This is a genomic window from Methanococcus vannielii SB, from assembly GCF_000017165.1.
In the GTDB taxonomy this organism is placed as follows: domain Archaea; phylum AGJL01; class Methanococci; order Methanococcales; family Methanococcaceae; genus Methanococcus; species Methanococcus vannielii.
In genome coordinates this window covers 786,667-798,926 of record NC_009634.1, presented here as the reverse complement: position 1 = coordinate 798,926, position 12,260 = coordinate 786,667, and the positions used below count along the sequence as shown (strand labels likewise).

14 protein-coding genes are annotated in these 12,260 nt (G+C 33.0%); 6 read left to right on the top strand and 8 right to left on the bottom strand.

Translation table 11 applies throughout. The annotated features are described in order from the left end of the window. The first annotated feature begins 144 nt into the window (after nucleotides 1-144). Nucleotides 145-732 carry a ZPR1 zinc finger domain-containing protein gene (locus tag MEVAN_RS03860; protein ID WP_011972565.1) on the top strand — a complete coding sequence of 196 codons (588 nt, stop codon included), beginning with the start codon at nucleotides 145-147 and terminating at the stop codon, nucleotides 730-732. A 6-nt stretch (nucleotides 733-738) separates the two neighbouring features. On the opposite strand, the gene MEVAN_RS03855 is transcribed toward MEVAN_RS03860, so the two are convergent. The 5 genes from MEVAN_RS03855 to MEVAN_RS03835 all read right to left on the bottom strand — a co-directional run bounded on the left by MEVAN_RS03855 (nucleotide 739) and on the right by MEVAN_RS03835 (nucleotide 4,623). Beyond that, on the bottom strand, nucleotides 739-1,308 hold the full coding sequence (locus tag MEVAN_RS03855; protein WP_011972564.1) for a GMP synthase subunit A: 570 nt from the start codon (nucleotides 1,306-1,308) through the stop codon (nucleotides 739-741). Nucleotides 1,309-1,333: 25 nt separating this feature from the next. Beyond that, entirely contained in the window at nucleotides 1,334-2,221 is an 888-nt protein-coding gene (gene map, locus MEVAN_RS03850; protein WP_011972563.1) for a type II methionyl aminopeptidase, read from the bottom strand. A gap of 9 nt (nucleotides 2,222-2,230) precedes the next feature. After that, entirely contained in the window at nucleotides 2,231-3,340 is a 1,110-nt protein-coding gene (locus MEVAN_RS03845) for an OBG GTPase family GTP-binding protein (protein WP_011972562.1), read from the bottom strand. Between the two features lie 175 nt (nucleotides 3,341-3,515). Beyond that, complete coding sequence (locus tag MEVAN_RS03840; RefSeq protein ID WP_011972561.1) at nucleotides 3,516-3,803, bottom strand: ArsR/SmtB family transcription factor; 288 nt, start codon at nucleotides 3,801-3,803, stop codon at nucleotides 3,516-3,518. Between the two features lie 124 nt (nucleotides 3,804-3,927). Beyond that, a complete protein-coding gene (locus tag MEVAN_RS03835) occupies nucleotides 3,928-4,623 on the bottom strand; it encodes a molybdopterin-guanine dinucleotide biosynthesis protein MobB (protein ID WP_011972560.1) in 696 nt (231 codons plus the stop codon). A gap of 124 nt (nucleotides 4,624-4,747) precedes the next feature. On the opposite strand from MEVAN_RS03835, the gene twy1 reads away from it, so the two are divergent. Continuing rightward, nucleotides 4,748-5,689: a 4-demethylwyosine synthase TYW1 gene (twy1, locus tag MEVAN_RS03830; protein WP_011972559.1), complete on the top strand. Its 942-nt coding sequence runs from the start codon at nucleotides 4,748-4,750 to the stop codon at nucleotides 5,687-5,689. A 21-nt stretch (nucleotides 5,690-5,710) separates the two neighbouring features. Here the strand turns inward: twy1 and MEVAN_RS03825 are convergent, their stop codons facing one another. The 3 genes from MEVAN_RS03825 to MEVAN_RS03815 form a co-directional block, all read right to left on the bottom strand. Further along, the gene (locus MEVAN_RS03825) at nucleotides 5,711-6,931 is read right to left on the bottom strand and encodes a 2,3-bisphosphoglycerate-independent phosphoglycerate mutase (RefSeq protein WP_011972558.1); all 1,221 of its coding nucleotides are present in this window, start codon (nucleotides 6,929-6,931) and stop codon (nucleotides 5,711-5,713) included. Nucleotides 6,932-7,084: 153 nt separating this feature from the next. Continuing rightward, complete coding sequence (locus tag MEVAN_RS03820) at nucleotides 7,085-8,152, bottom strand: CAP domain-containing protein (protein ID WP_011972557.1); 1,068 nt, start codon at nucleotides 8,150-8,152, stop codon at nucleotides 7,085-7,087. Nucleotides 8,153-8,329: 177 nt separating this feature from the next. Further along, on the bottom strand, nucleotides 8,330-9,427 hold the full coding sequence (locus MEVAN_RS03815; RefSeq protein WP_011972556.1) for a DNA topoisomerase IV subunit A: 1,098 nt from the start codon (nucleotides 9,425-9,427) through the stop codon (nucleotides 8,330-8,332). Between the two features lie 239 nt (nucleotides 9,428-9,666). Here MEVAN_RS03815 and ftsZ point away from each other — a divergent pair, with 239 nt between their 5' ends. The 4 genes from ftsZ (at nucleotide 9,667) to MEVAN_RS03795 (ending at nucleotide 12,205) form a co-directional block, all read left to right on the top strand. Continuing rightward, complete coding sequence (gene ftsZ / locus MEVAN_RS03810; RefSeq protein ID WP_011972555.1) at nucleotides 9,667-10,749, top strand: cell division protein FtsZ; 1,083 nt, start codon at nucleotides 9,667-9,669, stop codon at nucleotides 10,747-10,749. A 23-nt stretch (nucleotides 10,750-10,772) separates the two neighbouring features. Continuing rightward, entirely contained in the window at nucleotides 10,773-11,009 is a 237-nt protein-coding gene (locus tag MEVAN_RS03805) for a protein translocase SEC61 complex subunit gamma (protein WP_011972554.1), read from the top strand. 170 nt (nucleotides 11,010-11,179) lie between these two features. Then, nucleotides 11,180-11,620 (top strand): transcription elongation factor Spt5, encoded by a 441-nt coding sequence (locus tag MEVAN_RS03800; protein WP_011972553.1) that lies wholly within the window; start codon nucleotides 11,180-11,182, stop codon nucleotides 11,618-11,620. Nucleotides 11,621-11,725: 105 nt separating this feature from the next. Further along, the gene (locus MEVAN_RS03795; RefSeq protein WP_011972552.1) at nucleotides 11,726-12,205 is read left to right on the top strand and encodes a 50S ribosomal protein L11; all 480 of its coding nucleotides are present in this window, start codon (nucleotides 11,726-11,728) and stop codon (nucleotides 12,203-12,205) included. Nucleotides 12,206-12,260 lie beyond the last annotated feature (55 nt).

Here is a 12,260-nt window from a genome sequence, read left to right as displayed (position 1 = left end):
TTATTCTTGAGGGATTTTGTATATATATTTTATTACTTGGTTCAAGTCGAAAATTAAGATATGTATAAATTTTTTTATGTTATGAGAACATAGTCTTTTACTTAGGTAAGTAGCATTTTCAAAATTTGATTAAGGTGATTTTTTATGGAAAATATGGTGAATTTAATTGATTGCCCAATATGTGGGAAGGAAGAGTCATTAAAAATAGTAACACAGGAACTTGAAATACCGTATTTTGGAAAAGTGATTGAAACAACAATTTTTTGTGAAGCTTGTAAATATAAAAAAAGTGATATATTCCCATCAGAAGTTAAAGAACCTAAACGGTATATATTGCCAGTTTTAGAAGAATATGATTTAAATAAACGGGTTATAAGGGGCTCTTCAGGACATGTAAAAATACCTGAATTGGGCTTTGAAATGTCACCTGGGCCTGCATCTGAAGCTTACGTTTCAAACGTTGAAGGGGTCATAATAAGAATGGAAGAGGCACTTATTACACTTATTAGCTGGCTTGAAACTGAAGAAGAAAAAAAACGGGCAAAAACGTTAATAGAAAAACTTGAAAATGTAAAACTTGGAAAAGAAAAAATAACTTTAATAATTGAAGATCCACTTGGACATAGTGCAATAATTGGAGACAATGTAAAAGAAGAATTATTAACAACTGAAGAAATAGAAGTCCTTTCAGGAAACGTTGTTATAATTGATTCTTCAAATTCTTTAATTTAAAAAAAACTATTCATTAAATTTAAAACCGCATACTTTACAAAAATTTTTAAGGATTAGTTCGCCATGTTCAGTATGCGAAACTTCAGGGTGAAATTGCACCCCATAAACTAATTTTTCCTTATGTTTAAATGCTTCTACTCCACAAATTTCAGAAAACGCTAAAACTTCAAGACAATCTGGAATTTCTTTAACCTCATCCATATGTGAAGCCCATGCGGTAAATTCGTTTGGAACATTTTTGAATATATCATTTTCATATTTTACATGGATTTTAATACTTGCATATTCTTCAGATTCTGCTCTTTTAACCTTTCCACCATATGCCTTTGAAATTAATTGATGTCCAAGACATATTCCTAAAACAGGAAGTTTTGAATTCAATGCAATGTTTTCACAGTTTGTAGCTTTTGTAATATCTGGGCCGCCGCTTAGAATTATTCCTTTTATTTCCGGATTTTTTTCTATCTCTTCAAGGTTAGTGGAATTTAAAACAATTTTTGCAGGTACTCCAATATATTTTAAGCTCCTCTGAATTCTATGCACGTACTGTCCGCCGTTGTTTAAAATGACTATCATTTTTTCACCGTTCTGCCATTTTTAACTATTTTGTGGTAATTTCAACACCATTTTCTGTAATAACAATTGTATGCTCGCTCTGAGCTACAATTCCCTGATTTCTTTCAACTAATGTCGGGTACCCGTATAAAATTCCAGATATCAAAAGGTTTTTAATCGCAGTTTTATACATTGGGTCAATTTTTGCCATATCTCGCTCTGAAAATGGAAGGTATGCATGGTTTTGTTCGATTTCTTTTAAAATATTTCGAGCTGCCTGAAGCCTTACCGGTCTTGACTTTAAATATTTGAAGATAAATCGGTCTTTTCCATCCACGACTTGTCCAAAACCAGTTGTTGCGAAAGGTTCAATTGCAACAACATCCCCAACATCAATAGTACTACTAGTTTTTTCAAAGACGTTTGGAATACTTACTCCCGAATGCAATGAATATTGGTGCATTACGTGTCCAGAAAGGTTTGAAATTGGTTTATATCCATAACTTTCAATTACTTCCTGAATTATTTTTCCCATTTCCCCTACGTTCATTGGGGGGACAATCTCTTTTATAACTGTATTTAATGCATCTTCCGATGCTTTTTTTAAGTCTGAATATTTTCCAGACAAATCAACAGTAACGGCAGTATCTGCAATAAATCCGTCAACATGTGCTCCCAAGTCCAGTTTTACAACATCATTTTCTGAAAAAGTACTTTCATCTCCAAAATAGGGAGTATAATGTGCAGCAATATCATTTAAAGAAATATTGCATGGAAATCCAATGTTTCCACCAAGTTCTCTAACTCTATTTTCAACAAATTCTGCAACATCGTATAATTTATTGCCGGGTTTTATCATTTTCAAAGCTTCACTTCGAACTTTTGAAATTATTTCCCCTGCTTTTATAATTTTTTTATATTCCTCTTCATTCATATTATCGCCTTAAAGTGACCTTTTAACAACGATTGTTAAAATATCTTCATCTTTTAAAACATGGTCAAGGCCGACTCTCTGTCCGGGGTGCTTTGCAGAATTTCCCCAAACAAGCGCGTATCTAAAATTTTTAACAAAATCTCTATGTAGCCTATTACAAACATCTTCCACAGTTGAATTTTTTAAAATAATCAACGGTTCTTCAACATCTGCCTTTTTACCTTGCGGTTTTAAGTATAATTTAATAAAACCCAAAGTTTCAAAAATCTTATCTTTTAATTCTTCAAGATTAATTTCTTTATGGCCAGATACAAACACATGAGGCCTATTTCCAATTGCAACTTCTGTCTTTTTTAAATTTGGTTCATCCGCAAGGTCAATTTTATTAACAATTACAAGCGTTGGGATATATGATCTGCTGTCAAGCACAACGTCTATTAATTGGTCTGCATCTATATCGTCACGAATTAAAACGCCTGCGTTATGAATCCTATGTTCCCCTAAAATTGCGGCAATTGTTTCATCATCTATTTTTGTTAAGGGGACTGTAGTATTAATTGAAAGTCCGCCTCTATCGTGTTTTTCAATTTTTACATCAGGTTTCTCTTGGTCAAGTCTGATTCCTACATTACTAAGTTCCTTTTCAAGTATCGGTATATGTTCTGGTGAGAATACGTCTACAACAAGCATTACAAGGTCAACGTTTCTAACTGCAGCAAGTACTTCGCTACCCCTACCTCTACCAAATGAAGCACCTGAAATAATCCCCGGTGCATCAAGAACCTGGATTTTTGCACCCTTATGTTCCATTAGTCCGGGAATAATTGTTAAAGTTGTAAATGCATATGCTCCAACTTCCGAATTTGCATTGGTAATTTTGTTTAATAAAGTAGACTTACCAACAGATGGAAAACCAACAAATGCAACAGTTGCATCTCCTGTTTTTCTAACTGCATAAGATGGGCCGGATGCACCACCGGAACCTTTAGGGTTTTGCTGCTCATCTCTTAATTTGGCAAGCTTTGCTTTAAGTCTTCCAATATGCTTTTGAGTAGCTTTATTATATTGAGTATGTAATAATTCGTCTTCAAGCTTCTTTATTTCTTCCTGAACGCCCATAATCTCACAGCACCGATTGTAAATTTGTTAAATTGGACAAAATAAGTTTAATTTTAAATAAAAAAGAGATTTGTGTTTTATTTATTCCTTAATCTCATACATCACCTAAATTACTCATGAATAGTGATGTATAATATATAAAATTATCTATAATAGTTAATTAAGTTTAAACTGCTTAATCAACGATTCCCCTAATTATCGATATCATTTCTCTTACCTTGGGGTTTACAATATAATAGTGATTCCAAGTTCCTTCTTTTCTTGCCTTAATGATTCCTGATTTTTTTAAGATGTTCAAATGGTGAGAAATTGTAGGTTGTGGTTTTTTTAATTCTTCAATAATCTTACAAACACACATACTTTCGTTTTCACTTAAAAGTTCCAAAATCATTAATCTTGTTGGGTCAGCAAACGCCTTAAACACTTCTGCCATATACTCGTACTTGTATTCATCCATTACCATAATATCACCAAATAATCGCAATATATCTTTTACCTGTTCTAATATTTATATTCTTATATTTGAATATTTTAAGATATTAAAAAGTCCATACTATTCAACAATGGCTTTTTAATAAAAAAAAAGGTTATTTCTTTTCAATTTTAATTGAAATATTTTTTGGATTTTTAGCACATTTTAAGGTACCTATCATCCCTTTTAAAGTGTTTTGAATAATTTCCGAAACAAAAGGGTTTAATGGAATAGTTTTACCATCTACTACCAACTTAAGTCCTGTTGCCATAACACAACTATCCCATTTAATTACTCCTGCTACAACTTTTTCAGTAAATATCTTACAGTTATGTCCACAATACCCGCAGTTTAGGTTGTATGTTGGAACAACTGCCTTTTCAAGGACTTTATTTTTAACTTCATCAATATCGTATTTAAAATCGTCTACTCTCATTACTGTTTGAAGGTCTTCTAATTCTGTACCCTTGCCGTCCCTTGTAACAAGAATTTTTGGGATATTTAGTTCTATTAATTCCTCTTTAAAACCTTCAACTATTAGAATATCGCAGTCGATTTTTGCAAGGATATTTTTAAGGTTCATATTATCATAATAAAAAGCAGAACCTTTTTTAGTAACAAAAACTGAAACTTCAGACAACTTTTTTAAATTGTGTGAGTCGGTTCCCAAAACATCTACTTCAATGTCCATATGGGAGTTTTTAACAGTTGCAAAGCTCAAATTTTCGCTTTTCAGATTCTTGAGGATATCGGCAATTAGGTTAGTTTTTCCAGTATCCTTTCTTCCAATTACTCCAATTACTCTTGTCATACCCTAAATATAGTGTTTTATCATATATTTAAATTTTATTATATACTCAAATGTTATAAAAATAGTATAGTTTAAAAATTAACAGTTGTAAATTACAAGAATAACTTTAATTTTTGGTGATATTTTGATACCTGATGAAATATACAATGTCTTAAGAAAACAGCACTACCAAATTAAAGGCCACAGTTCTGTCAAACTTTGTGGATGGGTTCGAAAATCCTTTTTAGATGGAAACGAATGTTACAAATCGAAATTTTATGGGATAAATACACATAGATGTATTCAAAGTACGCCTTCTGTAGCTTGGTGTCAGCAAGAATGTATGTTTTGCTGGAGAATACTCCCTAGTGATTTAAATACTAAGCCATATTCTCTTCCCGAATGGAAAAATCCTGAAAATGTTGCAGAAGACATTTTAAAAATGCACAGGACAATTTTAATGGGGTATAAAGGAATTTTAAATCGAATTGGTGAAGAAAAATTTAATGAAGCAATGACTCCAAAACACATTGCCCTATCGCTTTCTGGGGAGCCTACAATGTATCCATACCTTGCAGAATTAATAGAAATATTCCATAATTTAGGAATGTCAACTTTTTTGGTTTCAAATGGAATATTAACTGAAATAATTGAAAAAGTAAATCCAACTCAACTATATATCTCCCTTGATGCTTACGACCTTGAAAGCTATAAAAAAATCTGCAACGGAACCGAAAAAGATTGGGAAAATATACTAAACACATTAGATATTTTAAAGAATAAAAAAAGGTCATGCATACGCACTACAGTTATTAGAAATATAAATGACGACCTTTTAAAATTTAAAGAGCTTTATAGTAGGTCAAACGCAAATTTTATAGAGATAAAGTCATACATGAACGTAGGATATTCAAGAAAAAGACTCGAACTTTCAGACATGTTAAAGCATGAAGAGCTTTTAAGAATGTGCGAAAATTTAGAAAAAAATAGTAGTTTTGAAATTACTAATGATTCATTTGAAAGTAGAGTAGTATTGCTTTCAAATAAAGACAAGAAATTAAATCCAAAAATTGACTTTGGATTCTAAATAATTTATTAAATTTTTAAATTATGCCCCATACTTTTTTGAAAGCCCCATTAAATCGATTAAAATTGGCATGATATTTTTTCCTTTTATCCAATTAAGGCCACCTTTACATGTTGAAAATTCGTCAAATTTTTCGACATCGTCAACCCTTACACTTTTTCCCCATATTACAATTGGAAGTGGGTCTGCAGAGTGATCCATTTCTTCAATGGGTGTAGAATGGTCTCCAGTTAATACAAAATAGACATCTTTTCTATCAATATTTTCCATAATGTAGGTTAACATTTCATCGATTTTTTCGATAACCTGTTTTTTAACTTCGTAATTTCCGTCATGTCCTGCTTCATCAGCACCTTTTACATTTATGAGTACGAAATCGTGAGTTTTCAATGTTTCAACGAGAGCTTTAGCTTTTGCCATAAAGTTAGAATCTGGAGTTCCGGTAGCACCCTTAACTTCAATAACGTCAAGATTTACCATTTTAGCAATTCCTTTTATAAGGCCCGTTCCAGCAATACAAGCACCTTTTAAACCGTATTTTTTATCAAATGGTATAATTTCAGGAACTTTCCCAACTCCTCTTGGAATTATCATGTTTGCAACAGGCAAATTGTTAGTTCTTCTCTTCTGATTTACTGGATGACCATCTAACTTTTCGTAAGCAACTTTTAAAAGTCTATTCAATATGTTTGCAGTTTTTTCTGCTTCTTTTGAATCATCTAATGGAATTATTTCCTTTACCTTTTTCCCTTCTTTTTTAGGGTCTGCATCACTTATTTTATCACTTAAATTAGGGCCCCTCAATAAAAGTGCTGCTCTGTATCCGCCAGATTCTTTAAAAATTACTTCTACATCATCAATTTTTAATCCATCAAGTTCTTTTTCTAGCAAACTTGTATCTTCAATTCTTCCTGCTCTTCTATCTGTGACGATGAATTCTTTGTCAACTGATGAAAAGTTGCACCTAAATGCAATGTCTCCAGGTTTTACTGTAATTCCGACACCACAAGCTTCAAATGGTCCCCTTCCAGTGTATGTTTCATAAGGGTCATATCCTAATAGTGCAAGATGTGCAGTATCACTTCCCGGCCTTACTCCAATATCAATTGCATTCATTATCCCACAAATCCCTTCTTTTGCTATTTTATCCATTGTATGAGTATTTGCTTCTTTTAAAGGTGTATTGCCAAATTCATCGGGCCTATCCCCAAGTCCATCTATAACAAAAATAACTGCTTTCATAAATTCACCATAAAATCACGTATTAGTGGTAGTATTTGCTATATTCTTTAAGTTTATTAATATTTTTTGGTACGGGGTTCAAGAAAACTTTATAAATTTATAAAAACTTTAAATTTCGATTGAAAATATGAAAAAAGAAAAAAATAGAAATTTTTAAAAGAAGTTCTGAGTTTCAACGTAGAACCTGCCATCAAATGCTACGCCTATTCCTATTCTAGTATATCTTGAACTTAATATATTTGCACGATGTCCCGGACTATTCATCCATGCATCAACGGTGGCTTTTGCAACACTTTGTGCATCGTTTGAAACATGGCCTATACCAAGCACGTTTCCTGTTGGCATTTTAGCTATGTTTTCACCAATACCTATTGCAAAATAGCCGTTTCCAAGGGATTTTTTAACGTCGTAACCTGCGGATACGGCCCTATCGGTCGGGGATTTTCCATCTAAACTAGTATGTGAAAAGTAATTATTTTTGACCATGTCATTACTATGATCTTGTGCGATTTTGTTTAGCCTTTCATCTAATATAAACGCATTAAGCCCGTGAGAAGCACGTTCTCTATTGGTATATATTAATATATAATGTCCAATCTGGGCATTCATGTCAGTTATCGGTTCTTCTACTTTAGGTTCTTCTACTTTAGGTTCTTCTACTTTAGGTTCTTCTACTTTAGGTTCTTCTACTTTAGGTTCTTCTACTTTAGGTTCTTCTACTTTAGGTTCTTCTACTTTAGGTTCTTCTACTTTAGGAGTATTTGAAGTAGTCCTTCTGACAACAACTATTGTCGACCCATGTGCTTGAACATTTTCGGAATTATCTTTAACTTCCGAATTTCCGGTGTTAGTTCCAGTATTTCCGGTGTTAGTTCCAGTATTTCCGGTGTTAGTTCCAGTATTTACTTCAGGACTAGTTTCCTGATTTATTGAAATTTGTCTTGACTTTATAAGCACTGTTTTTGAAGACTCTCTTTTTAACGGTGCAAAAGACCTGACTTCATATGTTTGATATGCTATGTTTTTATTCAATATACTTGTTAGTTGAAAATTGGTAACTTGGCGGTTATTTAGTAAATTATTATGATTTTCGTTAAAATTTTGGCATGCTAAGTTGTTAAATATGTTTTCACATCCAATCGGGCTTAATTCAGCACTGAGGGACGTTAAAAGAGATATGGTAATTACCGTTAATGTAAAAACCTTTGAGAGCCAATTCATAGTTTAGTCTCCGTTAAATTTGTATAGTATTGGGGGATTACCCATGAAATATTGAATGGGCTCATTTATATCGTTTTCGAAAAATTTTGACTTAATATCGGCCGATTTTAGCTTAAAAAAAGATATTTTAAGATTTTATATTGTACTTAAAAAGTGTTTTTAACAATTGTATCAAGGTTACGGGAGCCAAGTACTTTGGTCTTCAACTTTTGTAGGAAGGTATTCTTCAACAACGTATTTTAAACCGTATTTTGCTAAAGACTGCTGTTCTGCCCTTACTTTACCGTCAGCCATCTGGTTTAGTGCTTTCTGCCACTCAGGAAATGAACGGACAAAATCATCATTTTTAAGGCCATCTTTTAATCTTTTAATATCATGGTCTTTTAAAGGATGCGTTGGAAGGTCGTAATCTAAAATATCCTGAGGAGTTACGCCGATTAATCTTGCATCAGGAATTGCTAATTTATCTGCGAGGTGAACGGCTTTACCACTTCCTACTTTTAGGGTCCTATAAATGTTTAGGTACCCATAAGGGTCACCATCCGTAAATACCAGAATTGGAAGTTTATGTTCTTCATTTAATCTTTTTATAAATCTTCTCGTTGCCCTTGCAGGGACTCCTTTTAATGATATTAATATGCAATTATGTTTATTCCAAAATCCTTCTGCATTAAGCCTTGCAAACATACCTGCGGTCTCTATTGCTAAAATAAATTCTGCTTTTGTATCAAATTCTAGTTTTGTAACATCGTTTGGTATACTGTATGCACCACTACCTAATTTTGCACAATCTATCCTAATTTCTTCGCCATCTGCGGTTCTATCCCGTATTTTTAACGGGCCTACAACTGCTGCACCGTCTTCTTCGGGAATAAATCCTAAATCCTCCCTTAAATGTTCTGATGCTGCTTCAATATCTTCAATAACGCCATTTGAAGGTTGTTGGTCGTCAAATCTTGCTTCACCCCAATTTTTAGAAACATAATACGCTTCCCTTAGGGTTGAAAAGTCATTAGTATCTAACAAACTTTTTGAAAATTCCATCATTTTAATGGTTTGAGCAAATATTTTGGCTTGATTTACCGTTAATGTCCTATCTTTTTCTTTTCCAAGTATTGCAAAAGTTCCTTTGTCAACGTCAAACTTTGCATTTGCAAGGCTCCTTATTGGAAATGTAATTTTTGGCCTTTTGCCATGTAATATATCATTATACATTTCATTTGCAAGTTTTAATATTTTTTGAGCTGCTAAATCTCTTTCTTTAGACGTTATCACAGTTTCACCGGATTCTAATCGAAAATAATATAAATATGAATTCATTAAATGAAATCATTACAGAGTGATGGCTCCATTATATACTAAGTTGATAACATTAGCCTAAAAAGGCGATATTATATTATCTATATAAATTCAATGAAAAGATATAAATCTTGTAAGTTATATATTTCCAATAATTATTTAAAACCCGCACAATCAGGGCTCAGGGCACCACTACTTATGAGGAGGTAATAATTTTGAAATTTTTAAAAAACATTGCACAAACTGACTTTTTAGACGCAGCTCCAGAACAAATTTCTGATATTGACAGGGAGTTATTAGAATTAATAGAGCAATCAAAAGCTCGGATTACTGTTATAGGCTGTGGGGGGGCAGGAAATAACGCTATTAATAGGCTTCTCGCAGAGAGTATTAGTGGGGCAAGAGTTATTGCGATAAACACCGATGCACAACAACTTGTAAAAACACATGCTGATCATAAAGTTTTAATTGGAAAAAATCTTACAAAAGGACTGGGTGCAGGTGGAAACCCTGTTAAAGGCGAAGAATCAGCAAAAGAAAATGCAGAAGAAATTAAAAAATCAATTCAAGATTCAGACCTCGTGTTTATCACCTGCGGGCTTGGTGGTGGAACCGGTACAGGTTCAGCTCCGGTTGTAGCAGAAATTTCTAAAAAGATAGGAGCACTAACTGTTGCAGTTGTAACACTACCGTTTTCAATGGAAGGAAAAGTTAGAATGTCAAATGCACTAGCCGGACTTAACAAGTTAAAAGAAATTGCGGATACTATTGTTATTATTCCTAACGATAAGCTGTTAGAGATTGTTCATAACGTTCCCTTAAGAACTGCTTTTAAAGTGGCTGATGAAGTTTTGATGAATTCAGTTAGGGGAATGGTTGAACTTGTAAACAATGCAGGCGATATCCACGTGGACTTTGCAGATGTTAGGGCCGTAATGAATAATGGTGGAATTGCAATGATGGGTATTGGTGAAAGTGATTCTGAAAAAAGAGCAAGAGAAGCAATACAAATTGCATTAAATAGTCCTCTTCTATGTGTTGATGTAGATGGTGCAACTGGTGCATTAATCCACATAACTGGACCTGAAGATATGAGCTTAGATGAAGCAAAAGAGATAGTTTCAACTGTTTCAGATAGGCTCGATGATAAGGCAACAATTATCTGGGGTACAACAATAGATGAAACACTAGAAAATTCATTAAGGGTTTTACTTATCGTTACCGGAACAAAATCAACAGGAAATTACGCAATAGATACTACTAAAAAGAGATATTTAATAGATATTCCAAAGATTTAACAGTTTAAAATGGATGTGATATTTTGGCAATTGAAAAGCCTTCAATAGATATGCCGAAAATTGATTCAAAATCAATGGTAAATAATCTAAAAGATTTTTTACAACAGTGCAAAAGAGTACTAATGATTTCAAGAAAACCAAATAGGGAAGAATACTTAACAATTTCTAAAGTTACCGGGATTGGAATATGTCTTCTTGGAATAATTGGATTCTTCATCCACGTTCCAGTTACTTACCTCAAAACCCTTATACTGCCCTAAAACGGAAATAGTCAAATTTATATTTATTTTGTTTTAAAAACTTACATTATTTATTTAGTAGTACTTATCACAATAAATATATACTATAAATCTATAATATTTTCAGTTATTTTAAGACTATTTTTAGATTTAAACAATTTTTAAAAATTTTATCCATTTTTGGTGAGATTATGATTTTTGCAGTACGAACTACTAACGGCCAGGAAAAAAACGTTGCAGAGGCCTTGGCTACAAAAGCAGAAAAAGAAAATTTGGAAGTATTTTCAATACTTGCAACAGAAGATTTAAAAGGTTATATATTAGTTGAAGCTGCAAACAAAGGGGCTTTAGACGAACTTGTTAGGAAAAGCTTTAAGGTAAAGGGGATAGTTCCCGGAGAAACTACCGTAAATGAATTAGATCACCTTTTGACCCCTACAAAGATAATTGAAAACATCGACAAAGGAGATGTTGTAGAGCTTGTTGGAGGGCCATTTAAGGGCGAAAGAGCAAGAGTTACTAGGGTTGACAAAAACAAAGAAGAAATTACTCTTGAATTGATAGATGCAGCAGTTCCAATTCCAATAACAGTTGGGGTTGAGCAGGTAAAAATAGTAGCAAAACAAAAATAGTTTAAATACATGGTAAATTTTAAATAGGATACACATAAATATCAATAAGGAGTTTATGATAGTATTATTGCGATACTAAACACGATTTCATCTGAGGTGAATTATATGGCAGAACAAGTTGTAGAGATTCTAGTAACTGGTGGTAAGGCTACCGCAGGGCCTCCATTAGGGCCTGCAATTGGACCACTAGGTGTAAATATTATGCAAGTAGTCCAAATGATTAACACAAAAACAAAAGACTACGAAGGAATGAGTGTTCCAGTTAAGGTTATTGTTGAAACAACCAAACGGACATTCGAAGTAGAAGTGGGTATTCCTCCAGCATCAGCTTTAATTAAAAAGGAATTAGGGCTTGAAAGCGGTTCACAAGAACCAAAGCACAAAGTTGCAGGAAACATTACAATGGAAAAAATTGTAAAAATAGCAAAAATGAAACAAGATGCAATGTTAGCGTACACATTAAAAAGTGCCGCTAAAGAAGTTATTGGAACATGTGTTTCAGTTGGAGTAAATGTTGAAGGAAAAACTCCAAAAGAAGCACAAAAAGCAGTTGACGCTGGAGAATTTGACAGCTACTTTAACTAATTAATTTTCTTTTTTTAGGAATTCACATCTATTTATTCAGATATTAGTAGGGTTA

Excerpts from the sequence above, each read along its gene's own strand:
- MEVAN_RS03840 (WP_011972561.1), bottom strand. The coding sequence starts at position 3,803 with ATGGTAATGGATGAATACAAGTACGAGTATATGGCAGAAGTGTTTAAG.
- MEVAN_RS03820 (WP_011972557.1), bottom strand. The coding sequence starts at position 8,152 with ATGAATTGGCTCTCAAAGGTTTTTACATTAACGGTAATTACCATATCT.
- MEVAN_RS03835 (WP_011972560.1), bottom strand. The coding sequence starts at position 4,623 with ATGACAAGAGTAATTGGAGTAATTGGAAGAAAGGATACTGGAAAAACT.
- MEVAN_RS03825 (WP_011972558.1), bottom strand. The coding sequence starts at position 6,931 with ATGAAAGCAGTTATTTTTGTTATAGATGGACTTGGGGATAGGCCCGAT.
- MEVAN_RS03845 (WP_011972562.1), bottom strand. The coding sequence starts at position 3,340 with ATGGGCGTTCAGGAAGAAATAAAGAAGCTTGAAGACGAATTATTACAT.
- MEVAN_RS03855 (WP_011972564.1), bottom strand. The coding sequence starts at position 1,308 with ATGATAGTCATTTTAAACAACGGCGGACAGTACGTGCATAGAATTCAG.
- MEVAN_RS03795 (WP_011972552.1), top strand. The coding sequence starts at position 11,726 with ATGGCAGAACAAGTTGTAGAGATTCTAGTAACTGGTGGTAAGGCTACC.
- map (WP_011972563.1), bottom strand. The coding sequence starts at position 2,221 with ATGAATGAAGAGGAATATAAAAAAATTATAAAAGCAGGGGAAATAATT.
- MEVAN_RS03800 (WP_011972553.1), top strand. The coding sequence starts at position 11,180 with ATGATTTTTGCAGTACGAACTACTAACGGCCAGGAAAAAAACGTTGCA.
- MEVAN_RS03860 (WP_011972565.1), top strand. The coding sequence starts at position 145 with ATGGAAAATATGGTGAATTTAATTGATTGCCCAATATGTGGGAAGGAA.